Annotated in this window: 20 protein-coding genes; 8 read left to right on the top strand and 12 right to left on the bottom strand. The window is 51.4% G+C overall.

The genetic code is table 11. The features are described 5' to 3' along the window. Positions 1-22: 22 nt before the first annotated feature. Together T433_RS0101495 and T433_RS0101500 are read right to left on the bottom strand one after the other, a co-directional pair. Positions 23-664, bottom strand: coding sequence for a response regulator transcription factor (locus T433_RS0101495; RefSeq protein WP_027449130.1), 642 nt, complete (start codon positions 662-664; stop codon positions 23-25). 143 nt (positions 665-807) lie between these two features. After that, positions 808-2,097 (bottom strand): O-acetylhomoserine aminocarboxypropyltransferase/cysteine synthase family protein, encoded by a 1,290-nt coding sequence (locus T433_RS0101500; protein ID WP_027449131.1) that lies wholly within the window; start codon positions 2,095-2,097, stop codon positions 808-810. 205 nt (positions 2,098-2,302) lie between these two features. On the opposite strand from T433_RS0101500, the gene T433_RS0101505 reads away from it, so the two are divergent. Together T433_RS0101505 and T433_RS0101510 are read left to right on the top strand one after the other, a co-directional pair. Beyond that, positions 2,303-2,767 (top strand): Lrp/AsnC family transcriptional regulator, encoded by a 465-nt coding sequence (locus tag T433_RS0101505; RefSeq protein WP_027449132.1) that lies wholly within the window; start codon positions 2,303-2,305, stop codon positions 2,765-2,767. A gap of 277 nt (positions 2,768-3,044) precedes the next feature. Next, positions 3,045-4,040 (top strand): YqiA/YcfP family alpha/beta fold hydrolase, encoded by a 996-nt coding sequence (locus tag T433_RS0101510; RefSeq protein WP_027454578.1) that lies wholly within the window; start codon positions 3,045-3,047, stop codon positions 4,038-4,040. On the opposite strand, the gene T433_RS0101515 is transcribed toward T433_RS0101510, so the two are convergent. From T433_RS0101515 to T433_RS0101540, 6 genes are all read right to left on the bottom strand, one after another. Continuing rightward, a complete protein-coding gene (locus T433_RS0101515; RefSeq protein ID WP_027454579.1) occupies positions 4,013-5,395 on the bottom strand; it encodes an alanine/glycine:cation symporter family protein in 1,383 nt (460 codons plus the stop codon). The genes T433_RS0101510 and T433_RS0101515 overlap by 28 nt on opposite strands. Before the next feature lie 5 nt (positions 5,396-5,400). Beyond that, positions 5,401-5,991 carry a 7-carboxy-7-deazaguanine synthase QueE gene (locus T433_RS0101520; RefSeq protein ID WP_027449135.1) on the bottom strand — a complete coding sequence of 197 codons (591 nt, stop codon included), beginning with the start codon at positions 5,989-5,991 and terminating at the stop codon, positions 5,401-5,403. Continuing rightward, on the bottom strand, positions 5,991-6,353 hold the full coding sequence (locus tag T433_RS0101525) for a 6-pyruvoyl trahydropterin synthase family protein (RefSeq protein WP_027449136.1): 363 nt from the start codon (positions 6,351-6,353) through the stop codon (positions 5,991-5,993). The genes T433_RS0101520 and T433_RS0101525 overlap by 1 nt, the downstream gene beginning before the upstream one ends. A 217-nt stretch (positions 6,354-6,570) precedes the next feature. Further along, positions 6,571-6,999, bottom strand: coding sequence for an amino acid-binding protein (locus T433_RS0101530; protein WP_027454580.1), 429 nt, complete (start codon positions 6,997-6,999; stop codon positions 6,571-6,573). 52 nt (positions 7,000-7,051) lie between these two features. Beyond that, positions 7,052-8,365, bottom strand: a complete 1,314-nt coding sequence (locus T433_RS0101535; RefSeq protein WP_027454581.1) for a phenylacetate--CoA ligase family protein — start codon at positions 8,363-8,365, stop codon at positions 7,052-7,054. Between the two features lie 104 nt (positions 8,366-8,469). After that, positions 8,470-9,777: a phenylacetate--CoA ligase family protein gene (locus tag T433_RS0101540; RefSeq protein ID WP_027454582.1), complete on the bottom strand. Its 1,308-nt coding sequence runs from the start codon at positions 9,775-9,777 to the stop codon at positions 8,470-8,472. Positions 9,778-9,903: 126 nt separating this feature from the next. On the opposite strand from T433_RS0101540, the gene T433_RS0101545 reads away from it, so the two are divergent. After that, on the top strand, positions 9,904-12,060 hold the full coding sequence (locus T433_RS0101545; RefSeq protein ID WP_027454583.1) for an acetate--CoA ligase family protein: 2,157 nt from the start codon (positions 9,904-9,906) through the stop codon (positions 12,058-12,060). 79 nt (positions 12,061-12,139) lie between these two features. Here the strand turns inward: T433_RS0101545 and T433_RS0101550 are convergent, their stop codons facing one another. The 4 genes from T433_RS0101550 to T433_RS0101565 are packed head-to-tail and all read right to left on the bottom strand — an operon-like array spanning position 12,140 to position 17,152. Then, positions 12,140-13,453: an aminotransferase class I/II-fold pyridoxal phosphate-dependent enzyme gene (locus T433_RS0101550; RefSeq protein ID WP_027454584.1), complete on the bottom strand. Its 1,314-nt coding sequence runs from the start codon at positions 13,451-13,453 to the stop codon at positions 12,140-12,142. 2 nt (positions 13,454-13,455) lie between these two features. Then, a complete protein-coding gene (locus tag T433_RS0101555; protein ID WP_248616455.1) occupies positions 13,456-14,952 on the bottom strand; it encodes a sensor histidine kinase in 1,497 nt (498 codons plus the stop codon). A 26-nt stretch (positions 14,953-14,978) separates the two neighbouring features. Continuing rightward, positions 14,979-15,551, bottom strand: coding sequence for an indolepyruvate oxidoreductase subunit beta (locus tag T433_RS0101560; RefSeq protein WP_027454586.1), 573 nt, complete (start codon positions 15,549-15,551; stop codon positions 14,979-14,981). Further along, entirely contained in the window at positions 15,548-17,152 is a 1,605-nt protein-coding gene (locus tag T433_RS0101565) for a thiamine pyrophosphate-dependent enzyme (protein ID WP_027454587.1), read from the bottom strand. The genes T433_RS0101560 and T433_RS0101565 overlap by 4 nt, the downstream gene beginning before the upstream one ends. 215 nt (positions 17,153-17,367) lie before the next feature. Here T433_RS0101565 and T433_RS0101570 point away from each other — a divergent pair, with 215 nt between their 5' ends. The 5 genes from T433_RS0101570 (at position 17,368) to T433_RS0101590 (ending at position 24,198) form a co-directional block, all read left to right on the top strand. Beyond that, on the top strand, positions 17,368-18,054 hold the full coding sequence (locus T433_RS0101570; RefSeq protein ID WP_027454588.1) for an HAD family hydrolase: 687 nt from the start codon (positions 17,368-17,370) through the stop codon (positions 18,052-18,054). Positions 18,055-18,574: 520 nt separating this feature from the next. Then, complete coding sequence (gene metG, locus T433_RS0101575) at positions 18,575-20,641, top strand: methionine--tRNA ligase (RefSeq protein ID WP_027449146.1); 2,067 nt, start codon at positions 18,575-18,577, stop codon at positions 20,639-20,641. A gap of 20 nt (positions 20,642-20,661) precedes the next feature. Then, complete coding sequence (locus T433_RS0101580; protein WP_027449147.1) at positions 20,662-21,630, top strand: ornithine cyclodeaminase family protein; 969 nt, start codon at positions 20,662-20,664, stop codon at positions 21,628-21,630. After that, positions 21,630-23,090, top strand: coding sequence for a lipopolysaccharide biosynthesis protein (locus T433_RS0101585; protein ID WP_345938753.1), 1,461 nt, complete (start codon positions 21,630-21,632; stop codon positions 23,088-23,090). Before T433_RS0101580 ends, T433_RS0101585 begins: the two co-directional genes overlap by 1 nt. Beyond that, positions 23,074-24,198, top strand: coding sequence for an acyltransferase family protein (locus T433_RS0101590; protein WP_027454590.1), 1,125 nt, complete (start codon positions 23,074-23,076; stop codon positions 24,196-24,198). Before T433_RS0101585 ends, T433_RS0101590 begins: the two co-directional genes overlap by 17 nt. The last annotated feature ends 4 nt before the right edge of the window (positions 24,199-24,202 follow it).

A 24,202-nucleotide genomic window follows, 5' to 3' on the forward strand; every position in this document is an offset into this window, starting at 1 on the left:
TGTGTATGTGTATGGTTGATGTTTAGATGTAGAACTCTGACGAGTCGATCAGTCCGGCTCGCAGAGCATATTTGACCACCTCGTGGGCTGTGTTGACGCCCAACTTGCGGAAGATGTTCTTGCGATGGGTGGTGATGGTGTGGACACTTGAGAAGCGCTCGGTGGCAATCTCCTTGGTGGTCTTGCCCTGAGCGATGGCTTTCACAATCTCTGTCTCGGTAGCTGTCAGCAGACTGGGTTGTTCTTCTTCCTCCTGTTGCTGACTGATGATGGCTTCAAGGGCACGCTGACTGATGAAGCGCTGGTGGTGACTCACGGATTGCAGCGCGTCGCGCAACTCCTGCAGTGAACCATCCTTGAAAACGATGCTGAACTGGTGCGACGAATAGATGACACGACGCATGAACCTGGAGGTCAGCTCGTCACTGATCAGGATCCATTCAGACAGCGAGAAACGTTCGGCCACTATCAGCAGCTGATCTTCGTCGGTGAAGTCAAACATGGTGTAATCGAGCAGTACAGTGGCGCACTCGTGTTCCTTCAGCAATGCCACAAGTCCAGCCTTGTCTGATGCTTTATACACCGTGTTCTCATTATCTTTTGTGAGTAGGCTCTCCAATGCGAAGCGCGTCAACTCCTGATTGTCTGCTAAGATATACTTCATGGATGATTAATCTATTTATTCTTTCCGACTGCAAAGCTACTACTTTTTTCTAACTTCTCATCATCAATGACACGAATTATACGAATCTGTCATGTAAATGAACAACATCCGTAAAATTCGTGCACACTGAGGATATGGCAAGATTAGATCTTGTCGAGAGCCTGCTTCAAGTCGTCCAGAATATCATCGATATGCTCTGTACCGATGCTCAGACGGATCGTTGCAGGTGTGATGTGCTGCTCAGCCAGTTCCTCGGGCGACAGCTGTGAGTGGGTGGTGGTGTAGGGGTGGATCACCAAGCTCTTCACGTCGGCCACGTTAGCCAGCAGCGAGAAGATCTGCAGTGCGTCGATAAACTTCCAAGCCTCTTCCTGTCCGCCCTTGATCTCGAAGGTGAAGATGCTGCCGGCACCATTGGGGAAGTACTTGTTGTACAGCGCATGGTCGCGATGGCTTGCCAGTGCGGGGTGGTTCACCTTGGCCACTTTAGGATGGTTGGCCAGGAAGTCAACAACCTTCAAAGCATTCTCTACATGGCGCTCTACGCGCAGACTCAGAGTCTCTACGCCCTGCAACAGAATGAATGCGTTGAAAGGAGAGATGGCTGCACCCGTGTCACGCAGAATGACGGCACGAATACGCGTCACATAGGCTGCGGCACCTACTGCATCGGCAAATACGATGCCGTGGTAAGAGGGATCGGGTTTTGCCAGTGTGGGGAACTTGTCGGGATTAGCTTTCCAGTCAAATTTACCACCATCAACGATCACACCGCCCAGCGAGGTACCATGACCGCCAAGGAACTTGGTAGCCGAGTGTACTACGATGTCGGCTCCATGTTCCAGCGGACGGATAAGGTATGGCGTTCCGAATGTGTTGTCAACGATGAAGGGGATGCCGTGCTTATGGGCTACAGCGGCTACGCCTTCAAGGTCGAGCACATCACTGTTGGGGTTGCCGAAGGTCTCGGCATATACTACTTTTGTGTTGGGTTTGATAGCGGCCTCGAGAGCAGCAAGGTCGTTGACGTTGATAATGGTATTGCTGATGCCCTGTGTGGCCAGCGTGTGGGTGATCAGGTTGTAAGAACCACCATACAGGTTGTCGGCAGCCACGATGTGATCGCCAGCCTGCACGATGTTCTGCAGCGCATAGGTGATGGCAGCGGCGCCAGAAGCTACAGCCAAACCGGCTACACCGCCTTCAAGGGCTGCCACACGGTCTTCAAACACACCCTGGGTGGAGTTGGTCAGGCGACCGTAGATGTTGCCTGCATCGCGAAGACCGAAGCGGTCTGCAGCATGCTGTGAGTTGCGGAACACATAAGAGGTGGTCTGGTAGATGGGCACGGCGCGGGCGTCGGTTGCGGGATCGGCCTGTTCCTGACCTACGTGGAGTTGCAAAGTCTCAAATCGATAATTCTTCTGTGCCATAATCTTTTTCCTTTCTTTTATTTGGTTATTGTTTATGATTTCATTTTTTGTTTTGTCCTTTTGACGTTGCAAAGGTACTATGTTTGGAAAAAATAACCAAATTTCTTGTAGAATCCAGAAGATATTACTAATTTTGCATTTGTAAAAGAATAAAATTCCGAGAAACGGCTTATTTGATACTTCAAACAGAATAAAACTCTAAAAAATGGCAGAAATACTAGATGAAACCGACCTGCAGATACTGAAAACGCTGCAAAAAAACGCGAAATTGACCACAAAAGAACTGGCAGAAGCCGTGCATCTGACGCCTACGCCGGTCTTTGAGCGCCAAAAACGACTGGAGAAGAAGGGCTACATCAAAAAGTATGTGGCAGTGCTCGACCCCGAGAAGTTGGGGCAGGGCTTGCAGGTGTTCTGCAAAGTGAAGTTGCAGCAGATCAACCACGAGATCGCTGATGCCTTCGTGCGTCGCATACAGCGCATACCCGAAGTGACGGAATGCTACAACACCTCAGGCTCGTACGACTATTTATTAAAAGTACGTGCGCGTGATATGAAACAGTATCAGGAGTTTGTGCTCACCAAGTTGGGCGACATTGACCATGTGGGTGCTATTGAAAGCACGTTTGTGATGAGTGAAGTAAAGCAGACTTATGGTATCAATATTTAATCTTTTAAAGCTAAAAAACATAAAAAAAGGGTCACCGCTGTGACCCAACCTTTGTTAACCTTAAATCTAATACTATGAAAAACACGATGCAAAGGTAGGGTAAAAAGTTTCAATCCGCAACAAAAACAATCAAAAAAGTTATTGATTTGTTATTTAATTGATATAAGTCAAGTGAATCGAAAGCGCTATGCTATAGTTTTGGTGTTATCAATGAAAAATATTACCTTTGCAAAACAAATACGAATAGAGATAAATCATCAAGATTAAATGTTAGGATATGGAAAACCCTTATGTGAAGCAATACCCCGAACTGCTCAGTGGTAAAACGTTGATGTATGTGCATGGCTTTGGCTCCAGTGGTCAGTCGGGCACGGTGACGCGTCTGCGTACGGTGTTCCCCAATGCTAAAGTGGTGGCACCCGATCTGCCCGTAGATCCCTTTGAGGCTATGACGCTGCTGAAGCAGTTGTGCAAGGACGAGCAGCCAGCGCTCATCCTGGGTACGTCGATGGGCGGTATGTACACCGAGCAGCTTGCTGGCTTCGACCGCATCTGCTTGAATCCGGCCATGAACATAGCCGACACGATGCAGGCTCACGGCCTGACGGGCACACAGACATTCCAGAATCCGCGTCTTGATGGTGTGAATCAGTTTTATGTAGATAAAGCATTGGTGAAAGCCTATCGCACCGTTTCCGAGCAGCGCTTTGCCCATGTGACAGACGACGAGCGTCAGCGCGTGTATGGTCTCTTTGGCGACCGTGATAACGTTGTAGATACCTTTGAGATGTTTCAGCAGCACTATCCCAACGCCATCCACTTTCATGGCGAACACCGCATGGACGACCGTTCGTTCATGCACTCGGTAGTGCCGGTGATTCGATGGATCGACGACCGCCAGGAAAAACGCGAGCGTCCTATCGTATATATAGGTGTGGAATGCTTGTGGGATGACTATAAGAAGCCTTCAAGTAGCAGTCAGAAGACGGTGCGCCAACTGGTAGAGAACTATCAGGTGTACTTTGTAGCACCTTCGGCCTCGTCTTGTCCTGCCGACTATGCCGAGGTGGTGGCATGGCTCCGCGAGTATTTCGATGTGATGGCATGGGGACACACCATCTTCACCAATCAGCGACACTTGCTGTATGGCGACTACCTGATTGAGAAGACGATGACTCGCGATTCAATGGCCACCCGTCTGGAGTTTGGTTCGGATACGTTCAAGACGTGGGAGGCCGTGCTGGACTATTTCTCGTTGTTGGGCGGACAGTAGGTGTCTTCCATCTCTTCGTCCAACTTGTTCTCCCAAAGATAGCGTTTTGTTTCTTTGGCCGCCACTCCGCTGAGCAACAATAGTGCGATGAGGTTGGGGATGGTCATCAGTGCATTCATGCAGTCGGCAATGTTCCATATGATGTCGAGGTTGATGATGCAGCCAAAGAAAAGCATCACGATGTAGAGGATGCGATAGAAACGATTAGCCTTCTTTTTCTCAATATAGTTCACGGCACTTTCACCATAATAGCTCCATCCTAGGATGGTGCTGAACGCGAAGGTGATAATGCCGAAGGTGAGTATGGGCGCTCCTATGTATGGAATCTTTGAAAAAGCTACTTTTGTCAGGGCAGCACCGTCGCTATAGGTGATCTCGGGATAGGCCAGGATGCTGCTGACCAGTACGATGCCGGTCATGGCACAGATGACGACCGTGTCCCAGAAAGTACCAGTGCTTGACACCAGGGCCTGACGTACGGGGTTGCGTGTCTGGGCGGCGGCAGCCACAATAGGTGCCGAACCCATACCGCTCTCGTTGGAGAACAGACCACGGGCAATGCCATAGCGGGCGGCCATCATGACCGAAGCACCCACAAAGCCACTGCCGGCAGCCTCGGGGTTAAAGGCGGAACGAACGATGAGCTGGATGGCAGGCCACACATAGGAGCTGTTCATACAGAGAATGATGATGCACCCTAAGATATAGAGGATAGCCATGAAAGGCACCAAGATGGTGCATACCTTTGAGATGGACTTCACACCGCCAAGGATGACCGAGGCCGTGAGCACGCAGACGGAGATGCCAATAGCCCAGGTGGGGATGCCAAAAGTCTCGTTGGTGAGCAGGGCAATGGAGTTGGCCTGCACCGTACAACCGATGCCAAACGAGGCTAGCGCGGTGAATACGGCAAACAGGATAGCCAGCCATTTCATGCCAAGACCACGCTCCAGGGCATACATCGGTCCACCATAGTAGTGACCGTCTTCTGCCTTGACGCGGTACTCGACGGCCAACAGTCCTTCGGCATATTTCGTGGCCATGCCAAAGATGCCCGTCAACCAGCACCACAACACTGCACCCGGACCGCCCAGGGCTACAGCAGTGGCCACGCCCACGATGTTGCCCGTTCCAATAGTGGCAGCCATGGCTGTTGCCAAGGCACCAAACTGGCTGACGTCGCCGGTGGCTCCTTTGTCTTTGCGCAGTGACATGCAGATGCCCGTCAGTATCTTGCGCTGCGGTATGCGCAGTCTGAATGTCAGAAAGATATGTGTACCTAGCAGTAGTATGATCATGGGCCATCCCCAGAGGAAAGCGCCCATAGCGGTAAAGAACTCGTTGATTGCGTCCATTGTCTTTAGGGTATGTTTATCAGTTTATGCGTCTGCAGTGACAGGTGCCAGTGCGGGTGCTGCTGGATGTATGTCACGCATTGTTCAGTAAGTTGTTGGTTTCTTGTGTTGTCGCCAGTGTCGCAAGGTTGCAGACACAGGTAGGCATCTTTAGCTTCACTGGCATATCGTTCGGGATCGTGCAGACCGTCGAACACTACTTTCACTTCGTTAATCTTGTTTAGTTGGGGTGCTGGCACATGGTCGGCAAACTGATCTTTAGGCGACCATGTGATCCAGTCGATGCTGACTGGCAGCGTGTGAGTGCCGTTGGTCTCTATGGCTACATAGAAACCGGCCTGATGCAGCTTTTCTATCAGTGCATCATCGACCTGCAGCGATGGCTCGCCACCTGTGAGAACGACAAAGCCGCACGAGCGCCACTGACTGATGGCCTCGATAATCTCGTCGGCCGTCATCGGTTGATAGTGGCTGAAGTCAGTGTCGCAGAAAGGACAGCGCAGGTTGCAACCGCTGAAGCGTACAAAGACCGCGGCACGTCCGGTGTGTCGGCCCTCACCCTGAAGGGTATAGAATATTTCGTTGACTCTATACATCACAGCAGATAGCGGGCGTCGATGGGAAAATCATTGTCGTAGGCTTGTGCTACGTTGCCAAACGACTCTTCTACGATGGCTTTATAGCACTGGGGAAACTGCTTCACCACCCAGGCGGCGATATTCTCGGCCGTGGGGTTGAAGGGCAACAGGTCGTTGAGATTGCCGTGGTCCAGATAGCCGTGAATGGCTTTCTTGATGTGTGAATAGTCAATCACCATGCCGTCGGCATTGACATCTTCCGAGGCCAGAAAAACGGTGATTGTCCAGTTGTGACCGTGCAAGCGGCTGCACTTGCTGTCGTACGATAATGATAGTTGGTGGCTACCAGCCACGTCCATTTTCTTTGATATACAATAAATCATAGTTTAAAAAGCTTCCACCATCATGGCTTTCGCCCAGTGGGTAGGGAAAAAAGCTCGTTATTTTTTTCAGTTATCTTGCAATATTGCGCTGCAAAGGTAGCACAATTATCTGACAGTGCCAAAACCGCTATAAGATTTTTTGGCAAGCATAAAACAAATAAAGGCCAAAATTCATGGAATTCTGGCCTTTATTGATGACACCTTCAGAAGGTGTTTAGATGATCGATGCGAAGTCTTTCTCGCAGATATAGTTCAGTCCGTTTGACTTGATGACCTCCTTCGCCTTGTCGGTGTCGTCGGTGCGGAAAATCAGGATGCCCTTACCTGCCAACAGGAATGAATAGAGGTAGGTGATGCCCAGACCTGCATCGCTGAATGTCTTGACGGCGTCGGCAGCACGACCGGGCTCGTTGTCCAACTGGATGGCGAACACCTTTGATAGGGCTACGGCCACGCCTGCGTTCTTCAGCTCCTCATAGGCGCGTGAAGGTTCGCTGCAGATGATGCGATAGATGCCATACTCTGCCGTGTCGGCAATGGTGGAAGCAATGATCTGGATGTTTGACTGCTTCAGCAGGTCGAGAACTTTAACGAGTGTGCCCGAACGGTTCTCAATGAAGATGGATAGTTGGTTAATTGTCATAATACTAGTATTTTACTTGGTTATGTTGTTTCTTTATTGTTGTCTCTATAGCTTACTGGTACACCTTGCGCTTATCTACCACACGCACGGCTTTACCTTCGCTGACGGGCAGTGTGCCGCGGGGCACCAGTTTGACACGTGGCGTGAGCAGTATTTCGTCCTTCAAGGCACGGGTGATGTCCTTGTTGAGCTGCTGCAAGCGACTGTAGTCGTCGGTGAACATGTCGGCCAGCTCCACCTCTACGGTCATGTTGTCGTTGTTGTCGTCGGTGGTCAGGGTGATGAGATAGTTGTTGCCCAGTTCTTTGAACTGCATCAAGATCTTCTCAATCTGGATGGGGAAGATGTTGACACCGCGCAGCACCATCATATCGTCGGAACGTCCGCGCATGCGGTCCAGGCGTACATGGTTGCGACCGCAGGGACAGCTGCGTCCCAGCACGCGGGTGAGGTCGCGGGTGCGGTAGCGCAACAGCGGCATGGCCTCTCGACATAGGGTGGTGAGTATCAGTTCGCCAATCTCGCCATCGGGCACAGGCTCCAGGGTCTCGGGGTTGACAATCTCTACGATGTAGTAGTCTTCCCAGAAGTGCAGACCATTCTGCTCGGGACATTCGAAGCCCACACCAGGTCCACACATCTCACTCATACCAAACGAGTTGTAGGCTTTCACACCCATCATCTCCTCGATGCGCTTGCGCTGTTCCTCGCTGTGAGGCTCGGCACCAATGGCCAGCACCTTCAGTTTGGTGTCGCGACGCGGGTCAACGCCCTGCTCCTGCATCACCTCGTAGAGGCGGGTTACGTATGAGGGTACGGCATGGATGGCCGTGGTGCCAAAGTCCTTGATGAACTTAATCTGGCGCAGAGAGTTGCCGGCAGCAGCGGGAACGGTGAGCATGCCCAGGCGCTCGGCGCCATACTGGAAACCCAGTCCGCCGGTGAACATGCCATAGCCCGATGAGTTCTGGAACACATCGTCGGGGCGCAGACCCACCATCCACAGGTTGCGTGCCACCTGATTGGCCCATTCGTCGAGGTCTTTCTGGGTGTGCAGTATCACGGTGGGGTTGCCGGTGGTGCCGCTGGAAGAGTGCAGACGCACACAGTCGCGCAGGGGCACACAGCTCATGCCAAAGGGGTATGTGTCGCGCAGGTCTTGTTTGGTGGTAAAAGGCAGCTTGCGGATGTCGGCCAGCGACTGGATGTCATCGGGCGTGATGCCTGCCTCCTTAAATTTCTTTTGGTAGAACTCGTTGCTCATGCAGTGGTGCACAGTCTCTTTGAGACGCTCCAACTGGAAGGCCTCAATCTGCTGGCGTGTCATGGTCTCGCGCTCCGGATTGAAGTAAGGGCTCTCTGGCATTATGTTATTATCTTGTTTCATTGAGTAATATTTGAAATAGTTTATAAAGGTTTCAGTATTAACTCCCACCCCTCGCGGTGAGGGGTGGGGGAATGGTTGTTTTTCTACAGTTTTCGGTTGTCAATCACGTGTGCGCTCTTGCCCTGACTGCGCTCAATGGTGTTGGGGGCTTTCAGCTGTACCTTGGCCACGATGCTGAGCACGCTCTTCAACTTGTTGCTGAGCTTCTTCTCGAGTTCGGCAACGGCAGCGGGCGTGTCGAAGGTGGCGGTGAAGTATTCCTGGCGCAGCTCTACCTGTACCTGCAGCGTGTCGAGGTTGTTGACGCGGTCTACCACCAGCATGTAGCGTGGCGCAAACTCTGGCATAGAGAGAATGACGCTCTCCACCTGTGAGGGGAAGACGTTGATACCGCGGATGATGAGCATGTCGTCTGAACGACCTTCGATGCGGCCCATACGGATGTTGGTGCGACCACATTCGCAGACGCCGGGCAACAGCGAACAGAGGTCGCGGGTGCGGTAGCGCAGCAGTGGCATGCCCTCCTTGGTCAGCGTGGTGAACACCAGTTCGCCGGTCTCGCCGTTGGGCAGGGGCTCCAGGGTCACGGGGTCGATGATTTCAGGATAGAAGTGGTCCTCGTTGATGTGGCTGCCGTGTTGCATCTCACACTCGTAGCTCACGCTGGGACCCATGATCTCGCTCAGTCCATAGATGTTATAACCCTTCAGTCCCAGACACGCCTCAATCTCCTGTCGCATCTGCTCGGTCCATGGCTCAGCACCGAAGGCACCAATCTTCAAACGGATGTCTTCCTTCTTGATACCCATCTTCTCCATGGTCTCAGCCAGATAGAGGGCGTAAGACGGCGTACAGGCAATGCCCGTGATACCCAGGTCGCGAATCAGCTTCAGGTGCTTCTCGGTGTTGCCCGTTCCTGCGGGAATGACAGAGGCTCCCATGTGCTCCACACCGTAGTGCGCACCCAGACCGCCAGTGAACAGTCCGTAGCCGTAGGCCACAGAGAAAATGTCGTCGCGGGTCACGCCAAAGGCTGTGAGACAGCGGGCCATGGTCTCGCTCCAGATACCGATGTCCTTGCGGGTGTAACCCACGATGGTGGGATTGCCAGTGGTGCCCGAAGAGGCATGCACGCGGATGATCTCGCTCTGAGGTGCTGCCTGCAGACCAAAGGGATAGTTGTCGCGCAAGTCCTGTTTGGTGGTAAAGGGCAACTTCTTGATATCTTCGATGGTTTGGATGTCGTCGGGGCGGATGTCCAAAGCCTGAAGTTTGTTACGATAAAAGGGTACATTGTGGTACACGTACTCCACAATCTTGTGAAGTCGTTTACCTTGCAGAGCGCTCATTTCATCGCGGCTCATGCATTCTTTGTTGGGATTCCAAATCATGTCTAAGTTTTTAGGTTTGTGTGTTGCAAAAGTACAATAATTATTGCTTTTCGCCAAAAAATAGTCACGAAACTTATTGTCTTCTCCTTAAATTGTATTATTTTTGCAACAAAATACAAAAAAGCTATGATAAACAGACAACTACTAAAACCAGAGAGCATTGTGGTGATTGGTGGATCTAACAATGTGCATAAACCCGGTGGTGCCGTGGTGCGAAATTTGTTGAGTGGAGGATTTGAAGGTACGCTGCGCGTGGTGAACCCCAAAGAGGACGAGGTGCAGGGTATCAAGGCCTTCCACGACCCCAAGGAACTGCCGCCCACCGACCTGGCTATCCTGGTAGTGGCTGCCAAGTTCTGTCCAGACTATGTGGAACTGTTGGCCCGCGAGAAGCAGGTACGTGCCTTTATTATCATATCGGCCGGTTTTAGCGAGGAGACACAAGAGGGTGCACAGCTGGAAAAACGCATCCTGGACACTTGCCAGCAGTATGATTGTGCGCTGATAGGCCCTAACTGTATAGGTCTGCTTACGCGTTGGCACCACTCCGTATTCACCAAACCTATTCCTCACCTGAATGCCAAGGGCGTGGACTTCATCTCGGGGTCGGGTGCTACGGCAGTGTTTATTCTGGAGAGTGCTGTCAGCAAAGGCCTGCAGTTCAACAGCGTGTGGTCTATAGGCAATGGTAAACAAATAGGTATCGAGAGCGTACTGGAATATATGGACGAGCATTTCGATGCTGAAAACGACTCCCACGTCAAACTGCTCTATATCGAGAATATTACCGATCCAGATAAGTTGCTTTATCATGCTACGTCCTTGATTAAGAAGGGCTGCAGGATTGCAGCTATCAAAGCCGGTTCTTCGACGGCAGGAAGCCGTGCGGCCAGCAGCCACACGGGCGCCATTGCTTCGAGTGACTCGGCTGTTGAGGCTCTGTTCCGCAAGGCCGGCATCGTGCGTTGCTTCTCGCGTGAAGAACTGACCACCGTGGGCTGTATCTTTAAAGTAACTGAGAACGGAGAACTAAGAACTGAGAGGTATGATTACCTTCATCCTCAAGGTAATGAAACTCATAATGGCAAAACTAATCATACCTCTCATCTCTCATCTCTCAGTTCTCCACTAAGAATAGCAGTAATTACTCATGCTGGCGGACCAGGTGTGATGCTCACCGATGCACTGGCAAAAGGAGGCATGAACGTGCCACCGCTGACTGGGCCCGTGGCCGAGGAACTGAAATCGAAGCTTCTGCCAGGCAGTAGTGTGTCGAACCCCATCGATATTCTGGCTACAGGTACGGCCGAGCATCTTGGCATAGCCATTGACTATTGCGAGAAGATGGCCGACATCGATGCTATCATGGTTATTTTCGGTACACCGGGACTGGTCAAGATCTTCGAGGTCTATGATGTGCTGCATAAGAAGATTATGGAATGCAAGAAACCTATTTTCCCCATTCTGCCCAGTCTGAGCACGGCAGGTCCCGAGGTGCAGGAGTTCTTGAAACGTGGTCATGTGAACTTCTGCGATGAGGTGACGCTGGCTACTGCACTGACACAGGTCATGAAGACACCGGCACCCGCCGAACAGAACGTGGTGGTGAATGGTGTGGATGTGCCGCAGATAAGGAGAATCATTGATGGTATTGCCGATAATGGTTATATCGCCCCCAACCTGGTTCATGATCTGCTTTCAGCTGCCGGCATTCCTACGGTGCCCGAGTTTGTGAGTGACAACAAGGAACAGGTGGTGGCCTTTGCCGAGAAGTGTGGCTTCCCCGTGGTGGTCAAGGTGGTAGGTCCTGTCCATAAGAGTGATGTGGGCGGCGTGTCGCTGAACATCCGTTCAAAGGAGGTGCTGGTGGCCGAGTTCGAGCGAATGATGCAGATACCTGGGGCAACGGCCGTGATGGTTCAGAAGATGCTAAAGGGCCGCGAACTGTTTATTGGCGCTAAATACGAACCGCGTTTCGGTCATGTGGTGCTCTGCGGCCTGGGTGGCATCTTTGTGGAGGTGCTGAAGGATGTGTCGTCAGGATTGGCGCCTTTGTCCTATGAGGAGGCCTACTCCATGATTCACTCGCTGCGTGCATATAAGATATTAAAAGGTACACGCGGACAAAAAGGCATCAACGAGCGAAAGTATGCCGAGATTATCGTGCGCCTGAGCACCTTGCTTCGCTTTGCCACAGAGATCAAAGAGATGGATATCAACCCGCTGTTGGCCGACGAAAATGATGTGACTGCCGTCGATGCCCGCATTCTGGTTGAGAAATAGAAAAGACGTCTATATAAAAAACAAAGATAGCTATCATCCGCAAGATGGTAGCTATCTTTGTTTTTATACGATTAATGAATTATGCGGGATTGTTTTCTGCAAAGATCTTCATGCGCTCATCCAACTGTGCATACTGGTGATCTTCGATGAACGAAGTGCAGACACGCAGACCTTCCTGATGCGAACCCGTGGTGACAAGGCAGATGGCCGACACACCATAGTACATCAGCTCGCGGGCCAGTTGGCCGCTGGTCATGCCTTTATAGCCAATGGTGAAATAGAAGCCATCGGCCACGGGGCGATCCAGGTCGCGGTCGTAAACCACGTGGAACCCGTGACGCAGGAAGATCTCTTTCAACTTATGGGCACGCTCGCCATAGACCTTGACTTCGTCGCGGAAGTGGTACTCACCATCACAAGCGGCACGGAACATCTCGGCCAGCGCATACTGTGCCGAGTGACTGGTGCCACTGCTCAAGGCATAGAGCATGCGGGTAGAGAATACCAGACCGAAGGGCAGACCTTCATAGCGTGCTGCCAGATCGGTGAAGTGGCGATGGAAAAGCTTGTCGCTGATGCAGACCACACCGATGCGCTCACCAGCATAGCTGAATGCCTTAGAACCGCTGATCAGCAACATGTAGTTGTCGGTGTAGCGGGCCACGGTGGGCTGATAGGGTGGCTGGAAGGGTACGCTCAGGTCCTCGCGGAAGTCCATGGCGAAGTAGGCCAGGTCTTCCATCACAATGGCATCATACTTGGTGGCCAGTGTGCCAATGGTTTGCAACTCGCTCTCTGTCAGGCAGACCCAAGAGGGGTTGTTGGGATTGGAATAGACAATAGCGCAGATGTTACCCTTGCTGAGATAGCTCTCGAGTTTGGCCTGCAACTTGTCGCCGCGGAAGTCATAGACGTCGAATGTCTCGTACTTCACGCCTTGCACCTGTAGCTGCATCTTCTGCACAGGGAAGCCCGGGTCGATAAACAGGACGGTGTCTTTCTGCTTGTTGGCCTGCGAACAGGTGAGGAACGAGGCAAAGGTGCCCTGCATAGAGCCGCAAACGGGTACGCAACCCTCGGCGGCAATGTCCACGCCGATGAAGGCTTTCACAAAGCGCGAGGCCTGCTTCTTCAGTTCGGGATAGCCCTGAATGTCGGGATAAGAGTGAGCAATGCCGCTCTGTAGGGCTTTGATCTGAGCCTCGACACCCACCTTGGCGGCAGGCAGACCGGGGATGCCCATCTCCATCTTGATATACTCCACGCCGCTATCTTTCTCGGCGGTGGCTGCCACCTGCTTCACTTCGCGGATGGTAGCTTTAGCAAAGTCCTGAATGCCCATCTTGGCAATCAGTGCATCTACAATTTCTTTCTTTATTGGTGTTGGTTTCATAATCATGCAAACAGGTCGAGCACGAAGCGTGTGCCCTTAGTGAACTGTGGGTCAATTTCCAGGTCGCCCTTCATCTTCAGCGCCATCTGCTTGCAGATAGGCAGTCCCAGACCGTCGCCTGTGGTGAGGTCGCGGACTTCACGGAAAGGCTTGAAGAGCTCGTCGCGCTGCTCTTCGGGGATGCTCTCGCCGGTGTTGGATAGCAGGAACTGGAACTTATGCACGCTGCGCTTCTTGAACTCGAGGGTGATATGTCCGCCCTCTGGGGTGTGCTCAGCGGCATTGCTCAGCAGGTGGAAAATGATGTGAGAGACGTAGGCGCGATTGATGTTGGCAAACATCTTGGGCACGTTGACGGTCAGTTCTACGTCCTTGCGCACCTTGTCGCGAATCTCATCCATCAGTGCCTCACAGTATTGGGTCAGTGCGGTCTCCTCCAGTTCTACTTCCTCGTCCATTGAGTTCTCGATGTCTGAGAGTGTCTGAATGTGCGAAGAGAACTCGAGCAGAGCCTTGATCTCGGGCTGTTGTCCGTCAATCTTGCGCAGTGTGGGTTCCAGCTGGGCCGAGATGTTGCTGATGAACTTAGCCTTCAGCGCATTATTCTCGTTGGCCAACTTGATGGTCTTCTTCTGCTTGCGGGTGAGCAGGATGAAGCGCATGAGGGTGATGCCGCCCACGGCCAGTGCGATGACCAGTGCTACGACGACCACGATGAGGGCAATGATGAAGCCCATGCGCAGGGACAGCGTGCTGTCTTTGTCGGCAATAGAGGTCTCGTTGTCGGCTATCTGCTGTTTCAGCGAGTCAATCTCCTCGGCAGTCTTCAGGGCGCTGACAGAGTCTTTCCACACCATATAGCTGCGATAAGACTCGGCCACCAAGCTGGCACTGTTGCTGCGACGGCCGTTGGCAATCAGCATCTTGTAGGCTTCGTCCACCTTGTCGTACTCCTTCTGGGCGGTGAGCTTCTTCGACATCTGTGTGAACATGGCATCGCCCAGCTCGTTCTGTCCGAAGGTGTAATAGTAGATGGTCTTGTTGTAGAGCAGGTCGTTCTTCAAGCTCTCGTCGTTGGCCCTGGCTGCATAGACCTCCATGTTCTTGATATGGTCCATCGCGCTGGCGCTGCGACGCATTCTGACGTACATCTGCATGCGCTCCTTCGAGGTGAGGTAGCGCATGCCAGCCTTAGCCTGTTCGTTGGCGCTGGCATTACTGATCGTTGCATCGATGTCGCGCAGCAACTCGAAGGCTTCTTTGAAAGCGTTCTCTTTGTAGTACAGCGATGCGGCCTTGACGCCACACTCCACGCCCGACTTCAGTTGACCTTTGCTGACATAGTCGCGGAAGGCCTTGATGTAGGAAGAGCGCGCGGCTGTTACGTTGGTGCCTTCTTCTTCAAGGGCACGCTGGTGGTACTCACTCTTGTCCTGTGCAAACGCGATGATGCTACAGGTGAGAATGGCCATTATGAAAACATAAGATCTTTTCATCATGTTATTAGTTCTTTTTGTTCTTATTGTTATTTCTGAGCTTCACGTCCCAGTGCCAGAGCCTTGATGTTGGCCTCGACGATTGCTTCGCCTTTACGACCAAACACGCGGCGGATGGCATCTTCCAACTTCTGGTACTCGATGCCTAATGCCTTCTGGGCAGCACCCAGCAGGATGACGTTGGCCGAGCGGGGCACGCCATTGTCCTTAGCCATCTGCTCAATGTTGAGGCTGATGACGTGGGGCAACTTGGCCAGGTCGCCTTCGATGGTGGCCATATCGGGATAGTTGGGTATGTTAACAAAGGGTGTAGCAGAGGTGATGACCCATCCGTCTTTCTTTAGATAGGGCAGATAGCGCAGGGCCTCCATGGGTTCCATCGAGATGATCACGTCGGCACTGCCTTTAGCTATCAGGTCGCTATGGATAGGATTGCTGGATATGCGCAGGTTCGACTGTACGTCGCCGCCGCGCTGGCTCATGCCGTGTACCTCGGCCTGTTTGATATAGAGGTTCTCGTTCATGGCGGCTTCGCCAATGATGGTGGCGATAGAGAGGATGCCTTGTCCGCCTACGCCGCAAAGGATGATATCTGTTTTCATTTCTGTGCTTTCTTTTGTTTCAGGTGACGTTGAAGTGTTTGCATGCATTCGCGACGGGGAATGATGACGCTCGTTCCCTTGTAGTTGATCTCGTCGCGGATGATCTGCGTAATCTCTGGCATGTTCTTGGGCAGTGGAACCACCACCTTCAGGTGCTCGTCGGAAAGACCAAGACCGCGGCAGATGGCCTCAAACTTATTGGTGCCGGCAGAGTCTTGTCCGCCAGTCATACCAGTGGTCAGATTGTCTGAGATGATGACGGTGATGTTGGCATTCTCGTTGATGGCATCCAGCAGGCCCGTCATGCCACTGTGCGTGAAGGTAGAGTCGCCAATGATGGCTACGGCTGGCCACTGACCTGCGTCGGCAGCACCTTTGGCCATGGTGATTGAAGCACCCATATCCACGCATGAGTGGATGGCGCGGAAGGGTGGCAGGAAGCCCAGCGTATAGCAACCGATGTCGCCAAAGACGCGAGGATTCTCGTATTCCTTCAGCACCTCGTTGAGGGCTGCATACACATCGCGGTGGCCACAACCCTGGCAGAGTGCAGGTGGGCGTGGGGCAACGTCGGCACATGGATCGAAGCATTCGCCAATCTCCATGCCCAGCGCCTTCTTCACGATGTCGGGTGTCAGCTCGCCAGTGCGTGGCAAGGTGCCGTCCAACTTACCGTGAACGTTCTTCATATCAGCCACGCCACGCACCATATCCTCGATGAATGGCTGTCCTTCCTCTACAACCAGCACCTCCTGGCACTCGTCCATCAGGCGGCGCACCAGCTTCTTGGGCAGGGGATACTGTGAGATCTTCAGGATGGGGTAGGGGCTTCCCTCAGGGAAACACTCGTTGACATAGTTGAAACCGATGCCGCTGGCAATGACACCCAGCTTGCGGTCGTGACCCTCTACGTATATATTATATGGTGAGTTGGCAGCGTCTTCCTCGAGGGTGGCCTGCTGAGCCGTCACCACGTCGTTGCGTTTGCGGGCATTGGCAGGCAGCAATACCCAGTTGGAAGCGATGGCATCGTAGTTCATCTCGTTTTCAGGGCGAGCCTCGCTGGCCACCTCAACTACTGCGCGCGAGTGGGCCATACGGGTGGTGACGCGCATCAGCACGGGCAACTTCTGCTGCTCGCTGTACTCAAAGGCGCGTGCCATCATGTCGTAGGCTTCCTGCTGATTAGAGGGTTCGAAAGTGGGAATCAGGGCAAACTTTCCATAAAAGCGCGAGTCTTGCTCGTCTTGCGAAGAGTGCATCGAGGGGTCGTCGGCTACCAGAACGATGACGCCGCCGTTGACACCCGTCATACCGCTGTTGACAAATGGGTCGGCACAGACGTTCAGTCCCACGTGCTTCATGCATACCAGTGCTCGTTTGCCCATGAACGACATGCCCAGTGCAGCCTCCATGGCTGTCTTCTCGTTGGTGCTCCAGCGACTGTGGATGCCGCGTTCCTGTGCTAATGGATTGTTCTGTATAAACTCAGTGATTTCGGTCGAGGGCGTACCCGGATATGCATAAACGCCAGAGAGACCTGCGTGGATAGCTCCCAGCGCTATGGCCTCGTCGCCTAGTAAAAGTTTCTTGTTTGCCATGATTCTTATTAAGTTGTATAATTTAATGACTGCAAATATAGACATTTTTTTTATAACAGCCAAGATAAAATGCTTTTTTTGCTTGAGGGCGGGGAGTAATTCATATTTATTCTGTAACTTTGCAACTGCAAAACAATAACTTTTCCAGTGCAGGAGTAAAGCTATTACATTCTAAAAGCGTTACTATTAGCATGGAAAACCAATGCTTTAAGGATATGAGAGGCAATGAGATAAAAGTGGTGGCGATAGATGCCGACGATACGTTGTGGGACTGTCAGGGCTTTTTTGACGAGGTGGAACAGCATCTGTATCGTCTGATAGCGCCTTATTGTGAGGATCCCAAACGTGAGCTTTTTAAGACAGAGTCGGCCAATATGGCGGATATGGGCTATGGCTGTAAGGCCTTTACTATCAGCATCCTGGAGACGGCCATGCGTGTGGGCGGCTCTCATCTGTCGGTAGACGAACTGAACGACCTGTTGAAGGATTGTAAGTCACTGCTACGTCTGCCTGCAACACCACTGAAAGGCGTGACAGAAACGCTCGAAAAACTGCAGGATAGTCCCTATAAGTTGGTGTGCTTCACCAAGGGCGAACTGCAGGATCAGGAGAACAAACTGAAGCGCTCGGGACTGCTGAAATACTTTGACGATGTAGAGATTACTTCCGATAAGACCCAACGTGAGTTTCTGGCGCTGTGTGAACACCAGCATATCCATCCCTCAGAACTGCTCATGATTGGCAACTCGCTGAAGAGCGACATCGCGCCAGCGCTGGCTATTGGTGCCTGGGGCATCCATATCCCCTTTCATGTGACGTGGCAATTGGAGCATTTCGACGATATTGACCACGAACGACTGATCAAAGTGGAACACTTCAGCGATATTCTGCGCTACCTTTAAAACTGCCATCAGCATTTCATTTGAGCTAACCGATCGACCTATTCAGGCCCTACGGCTGATCAAGAGTGGCCCTTTTGCTGACTAAGAGTGGCCCTTTTGCTCTCCAATAGTGGCCCTTTTGCTTTCTAATAGTGGCACTTTTACTCCGCATCTAGACTCTAGAACTCCTCATTCCAGACTCTAGATTGATCGATTCCAGACTCTAGATTGCACCATTCTAGACTCTAGATCCAACACCATACTGCCACTCTTGCTTCATTGCTCATTGACTATTGACCATTAAAAATGCTACTCTTGCTCTACAAAACGAGTGCTTTTCCCTTCTCACCTCTCACCTCTCATCTCTCATCTTGCGGCAACGCCGCACATCTCTCATCTCTCATCTTGCGGCGCAGCCGCACCCCTCTTCATACGCTTTGTATTTGTATTTTAATACAAGAAATCCCACAGATATTTTGCCATCTGTGGGGTTTTTTGTACCTTTGTGGCCAAAATAAGAATAAATACGTATTTAACAAAGATGGAAAACAAGAATTATAAGCGTACGACGGTGACGTCGGCGCTGCCCTATGCTAATGGTGGCGTGCATATCGGACACTTGGCCGGTGTGTATGTGCCTGCTGATATTTATGTGCGCTATCTTCGCTTGAAGAAGCGCGACGTACTGTTTATCGGAGGTAGCGATGAGCACGGTGTGCCCATCACAGTACGTGCCCGCAAGGAGGGTATCACACCTCAGGATGTGGTAGATCGCTATCACAAGATGATTAAGGACTCGTTCGAGGAGTTTGGTATCTCGTTCGATATCTATAGCCGCACCACCTCAGAGACACATCATAAGTTTGCTGCAGAGTGGTTCAAGAAACTCTATGACGAGGGCAAGTTGACCGAGGAAACAACCGAGCAGCTCTACGACGAGGAGGCTAAGCAATTCCTGGCCGACCGCTATGTGACTGGCGAGTGCCCCCACTGTCATGCGCAGGGTGCCTATGGCGACCAGTGCGAGAAGTGCGGCCGCGACCTTTCGCCCACAGAACTCATCAATCCTAAGTCAACCATCTCTGGTTCTACACCTGTGCTGAAAAAGACCAAGAACTGGTATCTGCCCTTGAACGAGTATCAGGACTGGTTGAAGCAGTGGATCCTGGAGGAGCACAAGGAGTGGCGCCCCAACGTTTACGGTCAGTGCAAGAGCTGGCTGGATATGGACCTGCAGCCACGTGCTATGACTCGCGACCTGGACTGGGGTATTCCTGTGCCTGTGAAGGATGCAGAAGGCAAGGTGCTCTACGTATGGTTTGATGCACCTATCGGCTATGTGTCAAACACCAAGGAACTCTGCGAGAAGGAGCCCGAGAAGTGGGGCAACTGGGAGAAGTGGTGGCAGGATGAGGACACCCGTCTGGTGCACTTCATCGGTAAGGACAACATCGTGTTCCACTGCATCATCTTCCCTGTGATGATGAAGGCCCACGGCAAGTATATCATGCCCGACAATGTGCCTGCCAATGAGTTCCTGAATCTGGAGAACGACAAGATCTCTACCTCGCGCAACTGGGCTGTATGGCTCCATGAGTATCTGGTAGATATGCCTGGCAAACAGGATGTGCTGCGCTATGTGCTGACTGCCAATGCACCTGAGACCAAGGACAATAACTTCACCTGGAAGGACTTCCAGGATCGCAATAACAACGAGCTCGTTGCTGTCTATGGTAACTTCGTCAATCGTGCACTTCAGCTCACCAAGAAGTATTGGAACGGTGTTGTTCCTGCCTGTGGCGAACTGCAGGAGGTGGATAAGCAGGCCCTCGAGGAGTTTAAGGACGTGAAGGCTAAGGTAGAGGCACTGCTGGAGCAGTTTAAGTTCCGTGATGCTCAGTTCGAGGCCATGAACCTGGCTCGTATTGGCAACCGCTACATCACCGAGTGTGAGCCTTGGAAGGTATGGAAGACCGACCCCAAGCGCTGCGAGACTATCCTGAACATCTGCTTGCAGCTCACCGCCAACCTGGCTATTGCCTTCGAACCATTCTTACCTTTCAGCAGCAAGAAACTGCGCGAGATGCTGAACATCGACAACTTCGAGTGGGAGCAGTTGGGCAGCACTAACCTCCTGGAGGCTGGACACCAGTTGGGCGAGCCTGCTCTGCTGTTCGAGAAGATCGAGGATGAGGTCATCCAGAAGCAGCTCGACAAGTTGGAGGCTACCAAGAAGGCAAACCAGGCAGCTGCTTATAAGGCCGCTCCTATCAAGGATACCGTATCGTTCGAGGACTTCGAAAAGCTTGATATTCGTGTAGGTCTGGTGAAGGATTGTCAGAAGGTGAAGAAGTCGAAGAAGCTGCTTCAGTTCACCATCGACGATGGTTCTGGCACCGATCGCACCATTTGCTCGGGCATTGCAGCCTTCTATGAGAATCCAGAGGAACTCATTGGAAAACGCATTCTCTTCGTGGCCAACTTTGCTCCTCGCACCATGATGGGCATCGAGAGCCAGGGCATGATTCTTTCTGCCGTTGATGCCGACGAGAGTCTGAGCGTTGTAACCACAACAAAAGATGTGAAACCTGGTAGTCAGGTGGGATAAATAAGAGAAACTGCGAGTAAATGAAGAATATTTGGGTAACAAACATACAACAACCTCAAATCGAGCAATTAGGCATTTCTCCTTCAGATTGTATCGAATGGGCTAAGTATGCTTTCCTCATCAAGGATAAAGCCCAAATGCCAGCTAAACTGAGTGTTGTGCCTCAGCGTTCTGATTTTATCACGTCTATGCCTTGTTTGCTTCCTGATGAGGGCGGAAATAGATATTTTGGAATTAAAGTGGTAAATCGTATTGAGGGACAAACACCCACCTTGCAGAGTATCATTTACCTATATGAGGCTGCAACAGGACAACTCCTGGCGCTTATCGATGGTAACTGGATAACAGCGATGCGTACCGGGGCTGTAGCAGCATTGGCTGTCAGACAACTGCAGCGCAAGGGAGTTGACACCTACTCAGTGATGGGATTGGGCAATATTGCTCGTGCTGTGGCATTATGTCTGATAGATGATAATAGGGAAAGACCAATCAAGTTCCGCCTGATGCGCTATAAGAATCAGGCGGACTTGTTTGTTGATCGCTTTAAGTCTTTTAAGAATGTGTCTTTTGAAATCATTGATGATAGACGGACATTCTTATCTGAAGCCGACGTACTTTTATCGTGTGTCACTGTGGCTACAGAATTGCTTTTCCCCGATGATGCGTGGTTTAAGCCAGGCTTGACACTTGTTCCTGTGCATACACGTGGCTTCCAGAATTGCGATCTTTTCTTTGATAAGGTATTTGGAGATGATACGGAGCAAATACAAAAGTTCAAGTACTTTAGTAGATTTCGTCAATATGCAGAATTAAAAGAGGTCTTGGAGGGAAAGATCATAGGACGTGCTGACGATGAAGAGCGAATCATTAGCTATAATTACGGCATGGCACTTCATGATATTGTCTTTGCGACAAAGATTTATGAACGTATAAAAGGTCACTCTGTAGGCTTTGAATTGTCAATTCAAGATAAGAAAATCTGGGTTTAATGATGGCTGAGACGCTGAAAGAGAAAACTGCTAAAGGTCTATTCTGGGGTGGGCTGAGCAATGGCGTTCAGCAGGTGCTGGCGTTGGTCTTTGGCATTATTCTTGCGCGAAAACTGGATCGTGGCGACTATGGTATGATTGCCATGATTGCCATCTTCTCGGTGATAGCCACAGAACTGCAGTCCAGCGGCTTCAAGACGGCTTTGCTGAAGACAAAGAATCCGCAGCACGAGGATTACAACTCGGTGTTCTGGTTCAATGTCTTTGCCGGATTGATACTCTATGCGATCCTCTTTTTCTCTGCGCCTTTCATTGCTGACTTCTATCATAAGCCCGAGTTGGTGTTGCTTTGTCGCTATGCCTTTCTGGGCTTTGTGTTCTCTAGTTGGGGAATGGCTCAGTCGGCCTATCTCACGAAAAACCTGAAGATCAAGGAGGTGGCCAAATGTACGATGATAGCTACATTGACATCATGCGTCATTGGTGTTGTGATGGCCTACTGTCATTGCTCCTATTGGTCGCTGGCTACGCAGAGCCTCACGTTGATACTCATCAACACCCTGTTGCTGTGGTATTACAGTCCTTGGCGCCCAACGCTACACATCGACTTCGGTCCCGTGAAGCGTATGTTCCCCTTCAGTGTGAATATCATGCTCTCGGCCATTCTCATGCAGGTCAACGCCAATATTATGAGTATCTTGCTGGGGCGCTATTTCACTAAAGAGGAGACGGGCGATTATAGTCAGGCTTATAAGTGGAGCTCCATGAGCATGTTGCTGTTGCAAGGCATGCTGAAGCAAGTGGATGTGCCTGTGCTGGCCGGTTTGCAGGACGAGCGCGAACGACAGTTGCGGGTGCTGCGCAAGATGATGCGCTTCACGGCCTTTATCTCATTCCCCGTCTTGTTCGGTTTCGCATTGGTGTCTCACGAGTTTATCATGATCACCATTGGTCAGAAGTGGGAGCAGTCTGCTCAGCTTTTGCCCTACCTTTGTCTCAGTTGTGCCTTTGTTCCACTTGTCACGCTGATGCAAGATGCCATCGTGGCGCGTGGCAAGAGCAACATCTATATGGTGAATACCTGTCTGTTGGGATTGGCTCAGTTGGCACTGCTCTATACGCTCTGGCCCTACGGTCTCAGGGTGATGGTTTGTGTGTTCGTGGCTGTCAATCTGCTGTGGGTGCCCATCTGGTTCTTCTTCCTGAAGCGACTGACGGGCTATCGCTGGACGTCGTTCTTTGCCGACTTTGCACCTTTTGCCCTCTCGGCTTTTGGCGTGATGGGACTTACTTATCTGCTGACGTGTGGTCTTGAGAATGATTATCTGCTGTTGTCGAGTCGCATCTTGATTGCTGCACTATTATACTATGCCGTGATGCGCATCGCAAAGGTGAAGATACTGGACGAGTGCCAGCAGTTCGTGTTACAAAAGATAAGAAAGAATGATGCCAACCATTAACTCCAAGATCATATCCATACTGCGTTTCCCATTGACCTTTCTGGTCGTAGTGATACACTCTCGAGGCGAAGTGACGCACGTCTCAGATTGGTCGCATCTCACGATGGCGGATGTGTGCAGTCTGGCCAAGGTGTTTCTCAGTGATGGTGTTGCCCAGATAGCCGTGCCCACATTCTTTTTTATCTCAGGCTATCTGTTCTTTTATCAGTTGGAGAAGCTCGACCTTTCCACTTACAAGCGCAAGTTGAAGAGTCGTTTCCACACGCTCTTTGTGCCTTTCGTCTTGTGGAATCTGCTGTGTATTCCTCTGACGATGCTCGTGTTCTATGGCGAGAGTCTTGGGGGAACCAGTCTTCCCACAAAGGCTGTTGACTATTGGAACAACATCCCGTGGGGACACATCTTCTGGGATTACACCTCGCACCATGCCGAATATCCCAATCTACTTGGCATGCCCTTGCTCCTCAATGGTCCTGTGTTGGGCACCTTCTGGTATGTGCGTGACTTGATCTTGATTGTTCTGCTTTCGCCAGTCTTCTATTGGTTCTTGAAGCGCACGGGAAAGTATGGCGCCATGCTCCTTCTTTTGCTGTTGTGCTTCAGGGTGTGGCCCTACATGACGTTGCGCGTGCAATGTCTTTACTTCGTGTTGGGTGGCTATTGGAGCATGAACAAGCACAATCTGTATATAGAGAATAAGGTGTTGAGAAAGCTCAACTACCTGTTGACCGTTGGTTTGCTGCTATTCCTCACGGCTGTGGGAAGCTACGAGCATTTCTGGGGTTTCCAGCTGATAACACTTTATGCACTTTCGGGCATGGCAACAGCCTTTTGTCTAGCTCACAAGTTGCTACAGCATCGTCCCGATTTCCGGTTCCCAAAGATACTCAATGACAGCAGTTTCTTTGTATATGCCTTGCACATCGAGTTCTCATTGCCGTTGGCTTTCTTCGTTGTGAAGGCTGTCTTCAAGCATCTTCCTGCCGACCTGCTGCTCTTCCAGTATTTGTTGGTTCCGGTGGTTATCTATGCCATCAGCGTGGGCGCTTATTGGCTGATGCAGAAGCTTGCGCCAGGCTTCCTTCGTCTGCTCACTGGTAATCGTTAAGGAA

This window comes from Xylanibacter brevis ATCC 19188, assembly GCF_000621725.1.
GTDB lineage: Bacteria > Bacteroidota > Bacteroidia > Bacteroidales > Bacteroidaceae > Prevotella > Prevotella brevis.

What these genes read in the sequence shown, in the direction of transcription:
- T433_RS0101495 (WP_027449130.1), bottom strand. Translation starts at nt 664, where the DNA reads ATGAAGTATATCTTAGCAGACAATCAGGAGTTGACGCGCTTCGCATTG.
- T433_RS0101500 (WP_027449131.1), bottom strand. Translation starts at nt 2,097, where the DNA reads ATGGCACAGAAGAATTATCGATTTGAGACTTTGCAACTCCACGTAGGT.
- T433_RS0101505 (WP_027449132.1), top strand. Translation starts at nt 2,303, where the DNA reads ATGGCAGAAATACTAGATGAAACCGACCTGCAGATACTGAAAACGCTG.
- T433_RS0101510 (WP_027454578.1), top strand. Translation starts at nt 3,045, where the DNA reads ATGGAAAACCCTTATGTGAAGCAATACCCCGAACTGCTCAGTGGTAAA.
- T433_RS0101515 (WP_027454579.1), bottom strand. Translation starts at nt 5,395, where the DNA reads ATGGACGCAATCAACGAGTTCTTTACCGCTATGGGCGCTTTCCTCTGG.
- T433_RS0101520 (WP_027449135.1), bottom strand. Translation starts at nt 5,991, where the DNA reads ATGTATAGAGTCAACGAAATATTCTATACCCTTCAGGGTGAGGGCCGA.
- T433_RS0101530 (WP_027454580.1), bottom strand. Translation starts at nt 6,999, where the DNA reads ATGACAATTAACCAACTATCCATCTTCATTGAGAACCGTTCGGGCACA.
- T433_RS0101535 (WP_027454581.1), bottom strand. Translation starts at nt 8,365, where the DNA reads ATGCCAGAGAGCCCTTACTTCAATCCGGAGCGCGAGACCATGACACGC.
- T433_RS0101540 (WP_027454582.1), bottom strand. Translation starts at nt 9,777, where the DNA reads ATGATTTGGAATCCCAACAAAGAATGCATGAGCCGCGATGAAATGAGC.
- T433_RS0101545 (WP_027454583.1), top strand. Translation starts at nt 9,904, where the DNA reads ATGATAAACAGACAACTACTAAAACCAGAGAGCATTGTGGTGATTGGT.
- T433_RS0101550 (WP_027454584.1), bottom strand. Translation starts at nt 13,453, where the DNA reads ATGAAACCAACACCAATAAAGAAAGAAATTGTAGATGCACTGATTGCC.
- T433_RS0101555 (WP_248616455.1), bottom strand. Translation starts at nt 14,952, where the DNA reads ATGATGAAAAGATCTTATGTTTTCATAATGGCCATTCTCACCTGTAGC.
- T433_RS0101560 (WP_027454586.1), bottom strand. Translation starts at nt 15,551, where the DNA reads ATGAAAACAGATATCATCCTTTGCGGCGTAGGCGGACAAGGCATCCTC.
- T433_RS0101565 (WP_027454587.1), bottom strand. Translation starts at nt 17,152, where the DNA reads ATGGCAAACAAGAAACTTTTACTAGGCGACGAGGCCATAGCGCTGGGA.
- T433_RS0101570 (WP_027454588.1), top strand. Translation starts at nt 17,368, where the DNA reads ATGAGAGGCAATGAGATAAAAGTGGTGGCGATAGATGCCGACGATACG.
- metG (WP_027449146.1), top strand. Translation starts at nt 18,575, where the DNA reads ATGGAAAACAAGAATTATAAGCGTACGACGGTGACGTCGGCGCTGCCC.
- T433_RS0101580 (WP_027449147.1), top strand. Translation starts at nt 20,662, where the DNA reads ATGAAGAATATTTGGGTAACAAACATACAACAACCTCAAATCGAGCAA.
- T433_RS0101585 (WP_345938753.1), top strand. Translation starts at nt 21,630, where the DNA reads ATGATGGCTGAGACGCTGAAAGAGAAAACTGCTAAAGGTCTATTCTGG.
- T433_RS0101590 (WP_027454590.1), top strand. Translation starts at nt 23,074, where the DNA reads ATGATGCCAACCATTAACTCCAAGATCATATCCATACTGCGTTTCCCA.